This window comes from Nocardia sp. NBC_01499, from assembly GCF_045040275.1.
Lineage (GTDB): Bacteria > Actinomycetota > Actinomycetes > Mycobacteriales > Mycobacteriaceae > Nocardia.
Map to the genome: position 1 here is coordinate 4,451,460 of NZ_CP109426.1, position 19,251 is coordinate 4,470,710.

General features: G+C 68.0%; 1 protein-coding gene. It reads right to left on the bottom strand.

Annotation, left to right across the window (positions count from 1 at the left end; all coding sequences use genetic code 11):
- Positions 1-4: 4 nt before the first annotated feature.
- The gene (locus tag OG203_RS20550) at positions 5-19,243 is read right to left on the bottom strand and encodes a hypothetical protein (protein ID WP_405167249.1); all 19,239 of its coding nucleotides are present in this window, start codon (positions 19,241-19,243) and stop codon (positions 5-7) included.
- Positions 19,244-19,251: the final 8 nt, after the last annotated feature.

Genomic DNA, 19,251 nt, shown 5'->3' on the forward strand with positions numbered 1-19,251 from the left:
CGGCTCAATGGAAGACACCGGCGCATTGTCGCGGATCGGCCAGCACGTCACGGATCAGCAGGCCCAAGTCGGTCCCGCCACCGCGCAGTGGATACGGGAAATCTACGACAGGTTCGCCGTCGACACGCACCAGGAATCGGGCGTGCTGCGGACCGAGATGCTCCCAGCCGACACCGACAGCCGGGGCATCCAGGTCGAACTCATTGGGACCGAGGCGCAACGTCAGTCGGCCGTCCTTGCGGTAGAACACGGCAAGGACGTCGCCGAAGTAGCCGAGGACGCCACCGACCGGGCCGGGGGCCGCCGAGACCGTGCGCAATGAGCCGGTCTCCGGATCGAACGTCGCGAGTCGACCGCCGCCGAGCGGCTGAATGACGATTTCGCTAGTGCGCGAAGTGTTTTCGTCGCTCCAGCGTCGGCGATCGCCACCGCGCGGGGCTGTGCCGTTGGCCGCTGATCCTGCCATGGGCGGCGGCATCATGGGCTGTTGCTGGCCGTTGGTTGTCGAGGCGTTGGTCTGCAAAGGGTTTGGTGGCAGGGCGTTGTGGCCGGGTGTGAAGGGTAGGTCGGGCTGACCTGGGTGTGCGGGGTGCTCAGCCTCCGTTGGGTATGGCGGCAGCGGTGGTTCGGACTGGCCAGGTGGTTGGGTTGGGATGGGTGGTTGCGTTGGGTCCGGCGTGGTTGGTGGGGTGGTCGGAGATGTCGTCGGGGGCATGGTGGGTGGTGTCGTCGGCGGGGTGGTCGGTGGGGTCGTCGGCGGCGTGGTCGGTGGGGTCGTCGGCGGCGTAGTCGGCGGAGTCGTCGGCGGCGTAGTCGGTGGAGTCGCCGGCGGCGTAGTCGGTGGAGTCGTCGGCGGGGTGGTCGGTGGAGTCGTCGGCGGCGTCGGTCGCGTTGTCGGAGTCCTCGGCGGAGTCGTCGGCCGCGGAGTCGTCGGTTGCGGCAGCACTGGATGACTCGGCGGCGTCGGACGCTGTGGCGGAACCGGCGTTGTCGGGGGATGCGGCGGCTGCGGCGGTACCGGCGGGCGCGGCGGCTCGTCGGGGTCGGGAAGAGGCGGCATCGGCGCGGATGGCGGCAGCGGTGGCAGCACCGGCGGCGGGAATTCGAGCTCGAACTCGTGCGGCGGATGCGGTATGCGCGAACGGAACACCGGCCGCTTCAACTCATCACCCAGCGTGCGGTCACGGTCCCCTCCATCAGAGTCATCGTCATCGGCTGCCCGATCCCGATCTGAGTCGCCATCGGAGCCCCCGGGATCTCGGTGCCTGCTCGAGCCCGAATCACCCGACAACTCAGCATCATCCGAGTCATCGTCAGCGCGATCCCGACCCGAATCATCGACATCCCCAGGATCGCGATCCCGACCCGAATCACCCGACAACTCAGCATCATCCGAATCGTCGTCAGCGCGATCCCGAGCCGAGTCACCTTCCGCTGGCTCGCGTTCCCTACCTGGAGTGGACTCCGATTCATTCGACGGCGCACGATCGGCATCGTCGCCGTCGTGACCACGATCCGAACCCGGATCGACAAGCCCACGTTCATGGTTCGTCGTCGAACTCGAATCACCCAGCGGTTCAACGTGTTCGGAACCATCGCGATCCGAGCCGAGACGTGCGTCGCCCTCGCCCCGACCGAGCTGCGGCGTCTCCGCATTCGGGTTGGACAGTTGGTGCTGCTCGTTGCGCACCAGCTCGCGTGCTCGGTCGAGCGCGCTGTCGTGGCGTTCGATGTTCTGCTCGTGTAGGCGCACTGCCTCGGTGGCCTCCTCGAACTGGCGGTAGGCCTGCGCGAGGTCGTCCACTCGCTGCCGACCGTCCGCGTCCGACTGCCGCGCACGCAGGTCCGCCAGCCGCGCGTCGACCGGCTCATCAGACCCGAACAACCATGCCGGGTCGATGCCCATCGTCCGTTCCAGCTCGAGCAGCGCATCGGTGCGTGCGTCCAAAGTGGCTCGCGCCTCGGACAATTCGAGCTGGTGGCGCTCGCGCGGCAGGAACGGCGCCGGTTCGGCCAACGGCGGGGGCGCGTAAGGAATGCCCTTGCGCTCACCGGTCAGCGGCGGCCGGTCCGCGTCCCAGTGGAAGCCGAGACTGACCGCGTGCGTGTTCGCGTCGTGCCAGGTCTTCTTCCAATTCTCCGGATCGCGCAGGAACTCCGATTCGGCGAGCGCGTCGTAGAGCAGCACGATGTCCTGCTTCAGCGGCTCGCCCTGCAGCAGGCGGTTGACCGCCTCGGCGACATCGGCAAGCTGATCCATCCGCCTGCGCACCACGCGGCCGGTGGGATCGGTGTGGTCGGTGACCGGATGCTCATCGTTCATCAGGTGATCGATGACCTGCTGGATCTGCTCCCTGGTGAAGTGCGGCGGCGGCACGGCGCCCTCGGCGGTGGCGTCGTGCCACATCTGCGGTGCGAGTTCCTCGACCAGCCGATTGACCTGCTCGTCGGTGATGCGACCGGTATTGCGCATGTCGAGCAGCTGGTTCCGAATGTCGGCGATGGTGTCGCGGACCGCGATTCGATCATTGCCGTCGAACATGGCGAGCGTGCGCCCGGCCAGGTCATCGATCTGCTTGTCGATCCGCGCCCGTTGCTCGCCGGCGCCGGGCCGGGTCGAGTCCACCAATTCCTTACGCACCAGGTCGATCAGCTTGCGCGCCGCGTCCGCCCGCTGAGCTTCGCCGTAGTGTGCCAATCGGTCGGCGATCTTGTCGGCCAGGTGGTCGTCGGCGCGGAACCTGTCGTATTGCTTGTCGGCCCAGTCCTGGACCTGCTGCCAGTTGGCGATCTCCTCGTCGAGCCGCTGCCGCAACCCTTCGGGGATCTCGACGGGCTCGTAGAGCCGCGTGTGTTCGCCCGCCTCCCAGTCGCGGAACATCGGCTGAATGTTTTTCTCCGGCGGCTTGTTCCAGTCGAAACCGGCCCACACCGTCCCGAACGGAGGCAGCTTCTGCAGCCACGGCCGCGCCGTGACCCACTCCCCGATCGCCGGATGCCGATGAATCCAATCCCGGACCGCGGGATGATCGATGGCCGCGAACAAGGTGCGGATATTCCGTTGAATGGCATAGAAATCGCCGCCGACGTGCAGGTGGACGATATCCTCTGGCCGAACACCGTCCTCGAAGTAGGTGACCGGCGCGGCCATCGGGTTCATCTGCAGCATGTTCTCCGCGATATGCCCCGGTGGAATATCGGCGAAAGGTGTTGCCAGGTCATTGATGAAGTCGGCGAGACCGGCCCACCACTCCGGGTTGTCCTTGTTGTAGATGTCCAGTTCGCGGCGCGGGGCGAGGGTGCCGTCCGGACGCACATTGGTCGACCAGTCCGGCCTGCTCGGGTTGGCCATATGCCAGTTGCCGTCGCTGTCGCGCCAACGGACCACCAGCATGCCGGGGTCACCCTTGATCCAGCCCGTCGCCGTGCGCTCCACCGGCGGACCCGGATGGACCACCGTCTCCTGCCCGGGCGCGGTCTGCCGGTATTCGATCCGCGGATGCCGCGACATCGCCTGCGCGACAGCGGAATCCGTGCGGATCGCGTGTTCGAGCGCGGCATCGTGATCTGCCAGAGGCCGCGCCGAATCCGACGGCTGGCCGAAGACCACGATCCGGGGCCGCTCGCCGCCCTCGATGATGCCGACCTGATCGGTCACCATCCGGCCACCCTCGGCGCCGATGGTGTCGCGCCACGAGGCGACCTCGTGCCACCGCTCGGTGAGCTGGGTCATCTGGTCCTGCGTGCGGCGCATCGCGGTATCGGCCCTGATCACGTCGACGGCGGCGTCGGCAAGCTCCCCGAGCATGCGCGGCCGCTCGGGATCGGTGCCGTCATCGGCCCGCAGGTGCTGGTCGATGGTGTCGGCCAGCTGGCGCGGATCCGGGCCGAGATCGGACAGCGGAACCGCCAACCGCTCCGCCAGATCCTCCAGCACCGAGCGCCGCGGCCTGCTGTCGAGGAAGATGGCGGCCCGCTGGCGCGCCAGCCGATCCAGTTCGGCGACAACATCATCGGCGAGCGGGCGGTCCCTGTCCACTTCTTGGCGGTGCAGTTCTTCGAGCCTGGCGTCGATTCCGTCGACGATCTGATCGAGCCGGTTGAACTCCTCGACGGACTTGACCAGTCGACGGATGGCCTGGTCGCGCAGCTCCCGCTCCGGTCCCGCCACCGTTTCGTGCACGACCCTGCCGGGGTTGTCGAGGTTGCCCGGTATCCGCACCGTCCTGGTCCGCGACTCGTTGTACAGCTCGAGCACCCGCCGGTCGAACGCGTCGCCGGTCAGCTCGGTGACATTGAGCCGCGCGGCGAGGTCATCCCTTGTCGCGCGGGCGGATTCGCGGTCGCGCGCGTGTTCGCCCCGCTCCTCGAGCAAGCGGTCGTATTCGGCCTCCCTGGTTTCCAGCGGGCCACGATCGGCATCCAGTTGCGCCAGTTCGGTATTCAACCGCGCGATCTGTTCCTGTGCCTCGGTCACCCGATTCGCCAGTCGCTCCAGTTCTTTGATCCGAAGCACGTCGTGCGGCAACCGCTCCTTACCCTCGACGCGATGGGCGTTCAACTCCCGCACCGTCTCGGTGAGGCCGTTACCCGGCCGCAGCGCCGCCCAATCATGGGCCGGATCCACACCGAGGAACGTGGCCAGCTCATTGCGCCTGCGAAGCGCGACGTTGTGGTCTTCGATGGCGAGGTCGCGCGCTCTGGTCAGTTCGGCGCGGCGCTGGGCGTCATCCGCCTCGTGCGTCGGTGCGGTTTCGGGGTGCGGGCCGCCATCGGGTCGCGGCGTGCCTTCAGAGCGCGGCATCCCTTCAGATCGCGGCGTGCCCTCAGACCGCGGCGTCTCCTCAGGTCGCGGCGTCCCCTCAGGTCGCGGCGCGCCCTCAGATTCCGGGGTGCCCTGAGTCCGCGGCGTCCCCTCAGGTTCTGCAGGACCCTCGGATCTCGTTGTGCTACTCCCATTTTCGGAGCCGCCCGGCCGCTCGGGTCCACCGGGGCCCTGCGGGCTGCCCGGTCGTTGTGGGCCGGAGTCACCTGGCTTGTCGGGGCCGCTGGATGGGCCGTCCGGCGGGGGTGGATCGGTGTCCGGGCGCACGTGCTGTTCGATCTTTGTCAACCGGTCAAGGACGGACTGGTGCCAGTCGGGGTGATCGGCGAATTCCGGTGCCAGCGCCTCGATTCGGCGCCGGATCTCGGCCAGTTCGGTCACGCTCAGGTCGTGCTGACGCCAGTGCAGCTCGCCGTCGGGGCCGCGCTCGAAGAAGTGGTGGGCGAATCCGCTGCTGGTTTCGGCGTCCGGGCGTCGGCCGCCGCCGAACGCGAGGCTGTGATCGATAACGCTGATGCGTTCGTCTGGGGTGACCAGCCAATTCGTCATGCCACGGTCCGGCATGCGGATCAGCACGTCCAGCAGTCCGACGCGAACGCCGCTCGGCGTGACGGTCAACCCCGTCTGCTCGGGTCCCCACGCTCCGGGATAGAGCGCGGTGGCCCAATCGCCAGGCATGAACTGCATGTAAAGCACGTTGTCGCTGACCCGAACGAGGTGCGGTGCAGTGGCACCGACGGCGCGACCCACCAGCGCCGCAAGCACTTCCGCGTCACCATGCCGAGGATTGCTGAGCGTCTTGCGGATCAGCTGCGTGCCGTCATCGAGGGTGATCAGCTCGACCCGCTCGGCCCGATGCAGCGCGCCAACGCTGAGCACCTCGACCTGGAGCACTTCGCCGGACGTCGGCGCGGCCTCTACCCGCGCCACCGCGCGCGCGAGAATCGCAGCGTCCGAATTTGATTCATGCTCGCCGGGCGATCCGCCCTCCGGCAGACGGTGCCCGCCACCATCGGAACCGCCGTGGTCACCTGGCTCTCCGGCCATTGGCGGCGTGGGCGGTCGCGGGGGCTTCTTCCCACCGCCGTCACCGTCAGCTGCGGGCCTGGCCTCCAGATCTCCTTGCGCCTCTTCGGCTTTCGCTCCGGCCGGACGCGATTCATTGTCCGGGCGCGATCCGTCGCTCGACGACTTGTTCGCTCCGGCACCCTCATTCGACTCGCCGGTCCGCCCCGGTGTGCCACCGGCGGGAGCGGGCGGGGTCACCGGACGGATCGGCCCGCCCGCCGGATCCGCGCCGCCCGGCGGCACCAGATCGACGACGGTCACCTGCCCCTGGTCGTCGACCAGCACCTGCCGGTAGACGACCTCGACACCCTGTCCTGCCAGATCATTACGCAGATCGGCACCGATGAGGTGTTCCGGCTCCCGGAACGGCGAGACCACGAGTAGCCGCTGCGGATCGCCAGGAAGCACCGCGATGCCGTCCGCATTGGCCAGCGGCCGTCCCTCCGAGGCAAGCACGTCGCGCGCGATCACCGCCGCCGCTTCGGCGCGCAGATTGTTCTTGGTGCGCACCGACTCGTGGTACTTGCCGAGCGTCTTCGACACCTCACCGGTTACCCGCGTGACATCGGCGTACCGCTGCTGCGCCGCGTGCAGATCATCGAAGTACTGCACCATCTCCGCAGGCGGTACGTGCTCACGGTTGTTGAGTTCGGTAACCCGCGCGTCGGCCTCGTTCTGCACCGCGCGGGCTTCTCGCTCCAGTTCACGGGCATTGAGACCATCCGGATCAACGCCGAGCCCGCGCAGCATCGTGCGCGCTTGATCGAGCAGCCGCTCACCGTCGTCGGCAGCCGCAGCGATCCGATCGACCAGCCCCTCGAATTCCGTTGTCCGAGTAGTCGGCTCGTAGGACCGCGCCTCGCCCGCCGTCGACCACTGATCGCCAGCAGGTGGCCGGTTGCCACCATCCGGATTGCCGGGGTCACCCGGATTGCTCGGATCACCGGACTGCCGTGCGGCCTCGGTCGCCAATTCCGGTGCGGCACTGCCCGATTCCCGAACACGCGCGTCACCGGCAGGTTTGTCCGCCTCACTTGCAGGCTCATTCACGTCACCCACCGGCCGATTCGCCTCACCCACCGGCCGATTCGCCTCACCCACCGGCCGGTTCACCTCAGGCGCAAGGTGATTCACCTCAGGCGCAGGCTCATTCGCCGGACGGGCAGGCTCATTCAGCTCGCCAATAGGCTTCTGCGCCGCACTATCCGAACCTTCGCCCGGCTTGCGTTGTGCCGCGGCATCTTCTGCTGCCGGGCTGCTCTGTACCTCGCCCGGCTGCGGTATCTCGCCGGTTGGCGGCTTCTTCGCTCCGCCGCCATCACTCGGCGCGTCGGGTTCCGGTCGGGTCGCGGCCAAGGGCGGCGCGTCCGGTGGATCTTCGCGATGTACCTGCATGCGGCCGTCTTCGCCAGGGACGACGCGGAAGACGATGACGTTGTCGTGGTTCGGGCCGATCAGGTCGGCGAGTTCCGGGTGCGCTGCGACGGCCCGATCGATCAGAGTGGACGGGTCCGCCGACTCGCCGCGCAGCACGACCACCACCTGCCGTGGCTCGCCCGGGACGACGCCGACCTGGGGCACCTCGGCGAGTGGGTCCGCGCCCGCTTCGAGCATCGTGTTGTCTCGAAGGTGCTCGGCGAGTTGCCGATCCAGCTCGGCCGCATCGCCCACCGCGTGGCGCTGCCGCTCGAAGGCGTCCTCCGCCTCGCCCTGGTCCCGCGCCTGTCGCAGCTGCTGCTCGGCCTCGTCCCTGGCGCGCAGTGCCTCGGCCTTTTCGCGCTCCAGACGGTCGATCTCACTGTGCCGCAACATATCCGCTTCAGCGGACCGCTGCTGACGCGGCGGCTCCGCGGGCGACTCGGGTCGTGTTGTCGAATCCGCTTCCAACGCGGGCGGTTCCGGCTGTCCGCCGCGCAATGCCGCGCGTGCGCGGTCCAGGTTGACGTCGTGCTGTTCGATGCGCTGCTCGAGCCGGTGTACCTCGGCACCGGCGTCGTCGAACGCACCGAGCGCTCGCGTCAACTCGTCGATCCGCCGCTGCCCGGCCGTGTCCGGCTGCTGCGCGCGCAGTTCGGCCAGGTGGGCTGCGGGGTCGGCGGCACCGAACAGCGCGTCGGGATCGACCCCGGCCGCCCGTGCGGCATCGAGCAGCGCGGTGGTGCGCGCTTCCCAAACACCCCGCGCCTTGGCCAGCGCCACCTCGTAGCGATCACGCGGCAGGAACGGCTCCGGCGCGTGCAGTGGTTCCGGCGCGTACGGAATACCCGCGCGTTTGCCGGTCAGCGGCGGCCGGTTGGCATCCCAGTGGAAGCCATCGGCGACCGCGTGCGCGTTCGCGTCGTGCCAGGTCTTGCCCGCGTTCGCCGGATCGCGCAGATAGTTGGATTCGGCGAGCGCGTCGAGCATGAGGACGACGTCGGACGGCAGCGGCTTGCCATTCACGATCCGGTTGATCGCCTCGGCCACATCGGCGAGCTGATCCATCCGCCTGGTCACCGGCCGACCACTGGGATCGGTGTAATCGCTGGCCAGGTGCTCGTCGGTCATCAGGTGATCGAGGATCTGCTGCAGCTGTGCCCTGGTGAACTCCGGGAATTCCGGTCGGGGCGTTGCCGATTCACCGTCGACGGAGTCATTCCGGAAGGGGTCCGATTTCGCGTGCTTGTCCACCTCCGGCGGCAGTGGACGGATGCCAGGGGTCAGCTCATCGACGATCCGGGTGACGTCGGCGTCGGTGATGGGACGGTCGTTGCGGATATCGAGCAGCCGCTGCCTGATATCGGCGACGACGTCCCTGATCTCGGTCCGGTCGTCGGTGCGGAAGTGGTCGAAGGCATCCTTGGCGATCCGGTCGATGTCGTCGTTGATGTGCTGCAACTGCCGGTCGACATCGGGACGGCCCAGGTCGACGCCGCGATGCGGATCGACCAGTTCCTTGCGGACGCGATCGACCAAATCCTGTGCGCCGACCTGCCTTTGCTCCTGCCGGTACTCGGCAAGCGGTTCGACCATCCGGTCGGCGAGGTGATCGTCGGCACGGAACTTGTCGTATTGGCCGTCGGCCCAGTCCTGGACCTCCCGCCAGTTCGCGACGTCGGTATCGATCGCGTGCTGCAGCCAGTCCGGGATCTCGACCCGATGATCGGGCCTGGCGTGCTCGGCGGGCTCCCACCGGCGGTACATCGGCTGAATGTTGGTCTCCGGCGGCCGATGCCACTGGAACGACGACCACACGGTGCCGAACGGCGGCAGCTTCTGCAACCACGGCCGCGCCTCGACCCAGTCCCCGATCGCCGGATGCCGATGAATCCAATCCCGGACCGCGGGATGATCGATGGCCGCGAACAAAGTGCGGATATTCCGTTGAATGGCATAGAAATCGCCACCGGCGTGCAGGTGGACAATGTCCTCGGCCGGAATACCACCCTCGAAGTAGGTGACCGGCGCGCTCATCGGGTTCATCTGCAGCATGTTCTCCGCGATATGCCCCGGCGGAATATCGGCGAACGGCGTCGCCAAGTCATTGATGAAGTCGGCGAGACCGGCCCACCAATCCGGATCACCCTGGCGGTAGGCGTCCGGCACATCGTTGTCGCGGTTGGTGCGCCATTCGGACCTGCTCGGATCTACCGCGTGCCACTGACCTGCACCGTCCTGCCAACGGACTACCAGCATGCCAGGGTCGCCGTTGATCCAGCCGGTGGCGGTGCGCTCGATGCTCGGCCCGCGCATCGGCTCCTGCCGCCACGTGCCGTCCTGCTCGGTGACGACCTGCCGGTACTCGATCCGTGGTTGTCGCAACATCGCCTGTGCCACACCGGGATCCGTGCGGATGGCGTGGGCGAGGTCATTGTCGTGGCCCGCGCGCGGGTGCTCGAATTCGGCGCGCGGACCGAACACGACGATCCGCGGTCGCTCGCCGTAGATGATGCCGACCCGGTCGGTCACCATCCGGCCGCCCTCGGCCGCGATGAGGTCGCTCCACAGGCCGGTGATCCTGGCCATCTCGTCCTGCAGCCTGCCCATGGCGTTGTCGGCGGCGAGCACGTCGCGCGCGGCGTCTTCCAGCGCGTTCAGCAGCCGGTGGCGCTCGGCCATCTCGCCGTTATCCACCCGCATGGTCCGGGACCGGTGATAGTCCAGTGTCTCTTCGAGCTGGCGTGGGTGCGGGCCGAGCTCCGATTCCGAAATACCAAGGCGCCGTGCCAGATCCGCCATCATCGACCGCCGCGCCTTGGTGTCGCGGAAGATGTCGGCCCGCTCGCGTGCCATTCGATCGAGGTCGGTGGCGAGATCGTCGGCGGGCGGGCGGTCGCGGCCGATTCCCTCGTCGTGCAATTGCGCGAGGCGCGCGTCCTTCTCGGCGACGGCCGCGTCCAGGCGGTTGAATTCCGTTACGGCGTCGACCAGTTTGCGGATCGCCCGGTTGTGCAATTCGAGTTCGGAACCGGTAATGGACTGCCGGACAACCCGTTCCGGGGAATCCAGGCTGCCCTGGACCCGGGTCTTCCTGGTCCGCGCCTCGTCATACAGCTCGAGCACCCGGCGCTCGAACGCGTCACCGGACAGATCCCTGACGCCGAGATGGTCGGCGCGTTCATCGCGCTTCGCCCTGGCGAATTCGCGCTCACGAGCCAGCTCACGGCGCTCCTCGAGCAAGCGGTCGTACTCCGCCTCTGGACTCTCGTGCCGAGCGGCCGCTTCCCGTTCGGCATCGAGCAACACCAATTCGCGGTCGATCCTTGCGATTTCGGCATCGGCGTCGGCAACCCGGTTGGCCAGCCGCTCCAGCTCGTCGATGCGCGCCAGCTCCCGCGGTGCTTCCTCGCGCACCTCCATGGTGCGATCCCGCAACTCGACCAATGTCTGCTGCAGATTGTCCGGATGCAATGCGGCCCAGTCGTTTTCCGACGAGATAGGGAGACGCTCGGCCAGCTGATTGCGCTGCCGCAACACCTCGTCCCGCGCTGCGACGGCACGATCGCGCTCAGCGGTCAGCTCATCATGGCGCGCATCGATGGCGTCCTCGCGGCTCGGCGCGCCCTCACCCTCGTGCTCACGTGGGACCAGCTCATCACCGGGTCGCGGGGTGCCCCTGTGCTCGCGCTTGGCCGAGGTCGGCTCGTCAACAGGTCCCGGCGTGCCATCGTGCTCGTGCGGGACCTGCTCATCACCAGGACGCGGAGTGCCCTCATGTTCGGCCGGTGTCGGCTCATCTCCAGGACGCGGGATGCCCTCATGTTCGGCCGGGGTCGGCTCATCACCAGGACGCGGGATGCCATCACGCTCCGCCGGAGTCGGCTCGTCACCGGGACGCGGCGTGCCCTCATTATCGGGCGGGACCTGCTCATCACCGGGACGCGGGGTGCCCTCGTGTTCGGCCGGGGTCGGCTCGTCACCGGGTCGCAGGATGCCATCATGCTCGGCCGATGTCGGCTCATCACCGGGCTGCCGCTCACCATCGTTCGTACCGTCCTCGCCCGAATCACCAACGCGCGGTGGTGATTCCGGGGGCTTCTTGCCGCCACCGGCACCCTCGGCCTCCGGCGGCTCTGACGAACCCTCGCGCGGCCCCACCTTCACATCGCCCTGATGTGGGACGTCGCCTGCTGGCTCCGGCGTCCGGTGCCTGCCGTCGGGTTCCGCACCCACCGGTGGCACGTCCGCCGCGGGCCGTGGGAACGTGCCGTCGGCGATCTCGCGGGAGAACTCCGCACGCAGCTCCAACATCCGCGCCCGCCACTCGGCATGGTCGGCCTGCATCTGCGTCGCCCAGTCCCTGGGCTCGATATCCGCGATCCGCCGCATGGCCGCCGCGTGCTCGGCGGCCATCCGCGCCGTCCACTCAGCGTTCTCGGCCCGCATCCGCGCGGCCCAATCGTCGGTGCTCTCGTGCTGACCGCCGTCGCCCCTCGAAGGGTCGGCCGCCATCGCGCCCGGCTCGTCTGCCGGAACTCGTTGCGGCGCAGCGCCGTCCGTCGGTACGACGTCTCGCCGTGGTGCCAGAGCATCGGGGCCGAGCGCCGCCAGGTCCATCAGCATCTTGTGCATGACCCGCGCGGGCTCGGTGGCGTGCTCGCCGTTGACCTCGACGTCCATGAAGGCGTCGGCCACGGCCTCACCCGGATGGAACACCCCGTCTTTGTCGAAGCTGTAGGGGCTGAGCTGACGCAGCCAGTCGCGGTAGCCCGCGCTGGTCGCCGGAATCGACGGGTCCTGCGAGGCTTTGTACTTGTAGTAGTCCTGCAGCACCTGGTCGACGTAGGTCAGCGAGTGCGGGTTGTCCGGATCTATCGGCCGAAGCGAGGCCCGCTGTCCGTGGACGTCCACCACGTGGCCGTATTCGTGCACCAGGATTCGATAGACCGGCCGAACCATGAGACCAGGGCCGAACCGTCCGTTATCGACACCCCGCTGGACTTCCCCGCGGAACGCGTCCATGCTGCCGACGAAATCCGAACTGATCTTGATGGATTGCGCGTACCGCACCCCGGTCTCGGGATGCATGCCCGGCAGCACCATCGCCAGGCAGCGGCCCCGGAAATCGCCGATGCCGATGCTGGTCAAGGCCATGTGCGGGTATTCGGCGCGCATGTCGACGATGCTCCTGGCGATCTCACGCACCACCTCGGCATCGACACCGGGCCGGTCGAACCCGAACACCTTCAGACCGGTTTGCCTGGCCAACTCCTCGCCGACCTGCGCCGCGTCCAGCGGCGTCCACTCGTCGACGATGTGTCCCTGCGGCTGATCCCCGTCATGGTGGTGACCGCCGTCCATCCCGTCACTCGGCGCATCGGCGGGCGGCAACAGCCGCGAGTCCGGCTCGCGCGGCAGGTCGGTCGACCTCTTGCCCGGCTCGTCCGCCGCCGGACGCGGCCTCGGCTCGGCGGCCGAATCATCTTGTGGCCGAACAACATCTGCCGGATGAAGGTCCCCATCCATCCAGTCAAGTCGGTCGGGCCGAGGACTACGTGGCTCCGCGTTCGCGTCCGGCCGGACATCTTCGGGAGCGACTCGATAGTTCGGCTCGTGCCCGGCCTCGCGGACCCACGGGTGGGGTTCGACCGCAGCGTCGGGGTGGAAGGCCCGCCATTCACCACCATTGCGAATAACGGGCGGCGTGCCCTTACCCAGCGCACGGTCCACACCAACAGAGTCGCTCGGCGCATGCACCTCGACACCGAGCCGGTTCGCCACATACTGGGCCCAACCGTGTTCGTTGCCGCTGTGGCACGACAGCAATCTGATCGGCGTGCCGGGAATGTAGTGCGGATTGTTGAGGATCGCCTGGACGATTTGCTCGGGATGGGTCTTCAGTTCGTTCCCGGGAATCGGGGCGCCGTCCTCGCTGCCGTGCACAACAACGTCGTGCACACCCTCGTCGTGCAGGACGTTCTCGCGGACGTTGTGCGTCCTCGTGTCATCGCCGATCGAGGTGCTCTCGGGGCGATGGACCACGCCCTCACCGTTGGCGAGGTGATCGTCGTAGATCAGTACGTTATTGCCGGAATCCGGATCGTGTTGCGGCCCATCATCATTGGCTGCCATCTCGTCCGATGGCCGTGGGTGCTTTTCGGCTTCGGTGGTGTTGTTCGACCCGCGATCGTTCGTCGATCCATTCTCGTCGGACGGGCGCGATCCCTCGTCGGCGGCAGTAGTGCCGGAGTCTCGCGGGCCGAGATCATGCGCGGACACACCCTCGCCGGATGGATGTACCGGGGCTACCTCTACCGGTTTGATGACCAGGTAGCCCTTGTCGCGCGCCTGCTGCTCGGTGAAAATCCCGGCGACGTCTTTGACCATCGGGATCGGGCTTTGTCCCTCGTGCACGTCGACAAGCTTCATCAGCCCCTCGGGCGTGGTCGCCGCGACATCGAGGTCGCTGTCGGCATGGAAGGGTTGACCCGACTTCTCCGAGACGCCCGTTTGCCGACTGCCGAAAAGCACAAGTGGCTCACCGGTTTCGGCCACCGATCGCTGTGCGGCGTCCAGCATTTCGCGGGTCACGCCGGGGCCGGGTTCGCCGATCAGTTCGACATCGGGCAGATCCGTATCCCGCCGTCCGAGATCGGACCCGGCGAGATCGGTCTCATCGAGTGGTGGCGAGCTGTCGGTGAGTTCGTGGCGCGGGGTGCCGTTGTGGTCCCTGCCGTCGAAGGCCTGGCCGACCCTGGCCGGATCGGCCGCGTTCGACGGCTCCGCCGCGAGCATCCTGAGCCGGTCCGCACGGCTGATCGGATGTTCCGGCCGACCCTCGTGCCCGGCGAACACGATGGCCCGCGTACCGCGCACCTCCTGCGGCGACCGCGGCGGAAAACTGTGATTGTCCAGGCCACCGCCGATATCGCGGATGATGACGTTGTCGCCGCCCACGTTCACCATCTCGTACGCGTGCGCGCCGACGCCGTGCTCGTCGCGCCCCGCGTACGTGTCGACGACCAGCGCCGAGGAACCCTCCCCCAGGTCGATCAGTCGTTGCCTGATCGACTCATGATCAGTGGTCCGCAACTCGCCGCCCGCCAGCGCCTGCAGCTCGTTGGACGTCATCCCGTCCGGGCCGATGGTGCGCTCCGGCACCCAAATATGGTCGCCGTGCCTTTCCCGGAGATCGATCAGGGCGTCTTCACCACACCGACCGCGCCGGTCGTCCGGCTGGCCGGTCTGGGCGTCCGGCGGGTGCTGGTGCGGGCCGTCCGGGGTCGCACCGTCGGGCTGATCATGCTGTGGCGCAGCGTGATCGGACTCGACCTCGCCGATATTGTCCATCCGGACCGGAACGCCGTCGCGTTTCAGGCTGAACTCGCTGACCTTCACCTTGCCGTTGATATCGACATGGGCCTTGTGGTATTCGATCTTCAGGGTGCCGTCCTGATGGGCCTTCAGCAGTTCGTCACGCGCGTGCAGAAATGCCTGCCCCGCAGGCGAATCGATGTCGATGCCGCGGGCGTGCAACTGTTCCGGAGTCTCGGTAAGGACGGTCTTGAGGTTGGCGTCGATCGCCAAGGTGCGCCGCAGATACTCCGGAGCTCCCTGCTGCGCACGCCCGTCCACGGTATTGGCGCCGCCGAGGCCCGAACCGACCCCCTTGGCCTCGATGATGACCAACTTCGGCGGACCGCCGTCCGGGTCAGGTACCAACACAGCGAGATCTACCAGGTTGGGGCCGTCCTCGGCACCGGGGAAGTCGGTGAGGTTCACCGCATCGGGCCGCAGGTGCTCGTCGAGACCGAAAGCCTTCGCACCGAGTTCGCCGAGTCGCTTGGACGCGTCCACCATCTTCGGGCCGAGCTCGTTGTACTTCTCGGCCTGGTGCTCGAGCTTGCCAAGATCGCGCAGCTTCGCCGCCTTCTCCGGGTCGCTCAGGCTGGTGTCGGACAGCACCTGGTCCTGCAGCTTCTGCACCGCGGTCTCGAGCTCGCTGGTCTTCAGCTGGGGTATTTCGGTGATCCCGTACTTCGAGAACTCCGGTATGAGGTTGTCGACGAGATCACTGGCGATCCCGTCCCGTTCGGTCTGCAGGTCGCGCCGGTCCTGGGAGAGGTCGTTCAGCTCGGTCTGCAGATCCGCGTCGGTCAGGGTGTACTCCCGCGAACTGCCCTCATCGGCCAGGAACTTGAAACCCTTGGTGCTGAGATGGTCTGGGATCCAGCCGTTGTTGTCACGCAACCGGAAACGCTCGTCGCGCCAGGTGTTATCGGCGTCGCCGGGATGGTGCCATTTGCCGTCCGCGCCGCGCGTGAACTGCGGTGTCGAGCCGGGTTGCTGACCGATCCGTACCGAATCCCCGACGCCGGGACCGTGCGCCATCAGTTCGTCGCGCACGTGCGGCGGCACCGGATCGACCGGGCTGCCATCGCCGTTGAAGAGGATGGCCAGCTTGCGATCGACCTCCCTGGGCGGTGCCTCGCCCTCTCGGCCGCCGAGCGCGGCGTCACGAATTGAGATCTTGCCGTTCTCGTGCACCATCACGTACGCGTGCGCGCCGACGCCGTGCCGATCCGTCGGACCGCTGAAGACGTCGACTATGAGTGCCGTCGCGCCCTCGCCGAGACCCATCAGCCGGTTCGCGATGGCCTCGTGGTCCCGGAATTCGCGCATCGAGCCGCCCGCCGAGGCGACCAGTTCGTGCGCGGACATGCCCTCGACACCGATCGTGCGCGACGGCAGGCGGAAGTTTTCGGGGCCGAACCGCCGGATCAGATCGATCACCGAGAGCAGGCCACACTTGCCGTGCACGTCGTCATCGCCGCGCGGCGGCGGGGTCTCGCCGGAGTCGGTGTCACCGTCGTGCCGCGGGGCACCGTCGGCGGGGGCGTCGCCGCCGAGATGCCTTGCGGCAGGGTTGTTTCCGCCGTCCGGGGCAACCAGTAGCGGGACCAATGCCGGGTCGTCGGCGTCGTGGTGGCGGTCGTCGTTGCGCGAGGACGGATCGTCATCGTTGCGCGGTGCCGAGTTCTCGTCGCGGGGGTGTGCGTCGCCGTCGGCGGATGAGCCCGGGTCGCGGCGCGTGGGGGGTTCGTCGCCGTTGCGGGCCCGATCCGGTTGCGACGCACCGTCTTCCGATCGTGGTGCGGAGTCGTCGGACCGTGGGGCAGCATCATCAGATCGCGGTGCGTCATCACCGGACCGCGGCGCCTCATCGCCAGATCGCGGCGCCTCATCGCCAGATCGCGGCGCCTCATCGCCCGACCGTGGCGCCTCATCACCCGAACGCGGTACATCATCACCGGACCGTGGCGCCCCATCACCAGATCGCGGCACGTCGTCACCCGAACGCCGGGCGTCATCGCCCGACCGCGGCACGTCGTCACCAGACCCTGGCGCGTCCTCACCCGACCGTCGCGCGTCATCACCAGAACGCGGCACGTCCTCACCAGAACGCGGCGCGTCATCACCGGACCGTGGCGCCTCACCCGACCATGGCGCGTCCTCGCCCGACCGCGGCACGTCCTCACCAGATCGCGGCGCCTCATCGCCAGATCGCGGCGCGTCCTCGCCCGACCGCGGCACGTCCTCACCAGATCGCGGCGCCTCATCGCCAGATCGCGGCGCGTCCTCGCCCGACCGTGGCGCCTCATCACCAGACCGTGGCGCCTCACCCGAACGCGGCACGTCCTCACCCGACCGCCGCGTGCCATCACCGGACCGTCGCGCGTCATCACCGGACCGTCGCGCGTCCTCACCGGACCGTCGCGCGTCCTCACCCGACCGCCGCGCGTCCTCACCCGACCGCGGCGCCTCACCAGATCGTGGCGTGGCCTTATCCGACCGCGGCGCGTCAGACTCCGGTCGCACGGCAGTGTCTCCGGCATCAGATCCGGAACGAGACTTGACGCGGTCACCCGCATCGCCAGCACCGCGCTCCGAGGTTCGGGGCGCCTCTTTACCACCGGCTTCCGCGCGCACGCTTGGGGGCGAATCACGTGTTGTCCCACGGGTATTCGGTTCGGCGGCGCCCGCACGCGAATCCGCGCGTGGCCGATCGGTGCTCTGCCGCGATTCTGGCGAGCCTGCCCGCGAATCATTGGCCCGCGAATCAGCGCCCGACTGCGTGCGGGTCGGCTCGGCGCCGCGGGCCGAGTCGGTGCTGCGCGCGGGCTCGGCGCCAGCGGCGTGCCGCGTCTCGCCCGGCATGCCCGTCCTCGGCTGCGACCCGTCGCCACCGGTCCGCGCAGGATCTGCGGTGGAAACCGAATTCTGTTGGGCCCCAGATGGTCTCGAATCAGTCGACGCACCGGCGTCCGTCCCGACGTGCTGCTGCGGCGTCGTGCTGCGATCCGCGGCCGGACTATCGGCGCCGGACGTGTTTACGTTGCGATCGTGCGCGCTACCGCCCTGATCCGTTGCCCCGGTGCGACTTTGGTCCGCACCGCCGGAATGGTCCGGTGCGACACCAGCACGGTTTTCGGACCCGCCGTCCTGGCGACCGCCGCCGTCGGCGCGGCTGTCCGAACCGCCTCCGCTCTGATGCTGCTGTGCTCCGCCGTCGCTGTGGTTCGAGGTGCCGTCGGCCCGACTCGATGATCCGTCGCCCGAGCTATGCGACGGTGACCCGTCAGCGGCCGAACTCCGCGAGGAACCGTCGGGTGAGATGCGCTGCGACGAGCCGTCACCGGCGCCGGAGTTGCGGTTGGCGCCGTCGCCTCCTCCTGAATTACTCGACCGATTGCTTCCGCCGCCCCCGCCCGCACCCTCGCCGGGCGCGCCGCCGGTGCTCTGCGATCCACCGGTACGCGTCGCAGCAGAATTGTTGGTGTCCAACCCATTTACCCCGGCAGGATGAACGCTGGGGGAATCGCCGTGTACGCCGGTGCCGGTCGGCGCGTTGTCGAGGCCAGCGATCCGTGGCACACCCGTCGGATCGATGATCCGCCCACCGCCCCAGTTCGGCGACGTGTGAAAGTAGCCGTGCGACAGCGCTTTATTGCCACCCGACAGCCCACCGTTGGAGATGCCAGCGGTGAACATCCGCGGATCGAGATTGCTGAACGCGGTGCCCAACCCGTGCTTGTAGGCGTCGATCGCGAACTGCGGCAGCGCACCGGCGGCGGCACCCACTGTGCCAGCGGCCATTCCGGTGATCGCACCGGCGAAGAAGGGCCGCATCTTGCCACGCAGCGCATCACCGAGTCGCTCGCCGAGCGGGCCGGCCACCGCGGCACCGAGGCCAGAGGACAGCGCCGTCATCCCGACCTGGTCCCAGTTGATGCCCTCCTTGCGGTGGCCCTGCCACACCTGTATCTGCTGAATGCCCAAGTCCTGCATGGTGCCGAGCGCCATATCGATGGCAATGTGCTTCATGAAGTACTTGGCAAAGCCCGATGTGACCATTTTGGCGAGCGCTCTGGTGATCGCGGCCATCACCCGCTGCGCGATCTCTCGAATGGCAAACCGCGTCCCCGCGAGGGCCGCGGCCTCCGCGGCCGGCGCGGTCGGTGGGAATATCCACGCCGCCGCGATTTCGATGGCAAGCAGACCGAGCGAGGAGGCCATCATCCATTTGGCGTATTCGATCTCATCGCCAACCTGGTCGGCGGAGTCGGCGATGCCGTTGAAGAACTCCGCCATCTTTTTCAGGTTTTGATTTTCCTGATCCTTGCTTGCGCCCGCACCGCTCCACAGTTTGTCGAATACGCCACCGATTTCATCGCGCGCCTGCCCATGCGGATATGCGGCGAGCGCAGCGTTTTTGGCGGCCGTGATGTCCGCTTCGATACCGAGGATCCCCCCGGCGGCATTACGCCAGTCACCGGCAAGGCCCCGCATCCCGGTTTCGGAGCCATCGGGCCAGTCGCTACCGGCGACCCACCCGAGTACGTCGAGGACGCCGTCCCAAAAATCCGCCATATCTGGTC

Bases quoted from the DNA above. Each gene is read 5' to 3' on its own strand.
- OG203_RS20550 (WP_405167249.1), bottom strand. From the start codon at position 19,243: ATGGCGGATTTTTGGGACGGCGTCCTCGACGTACTCGGGTGGGTCGCC.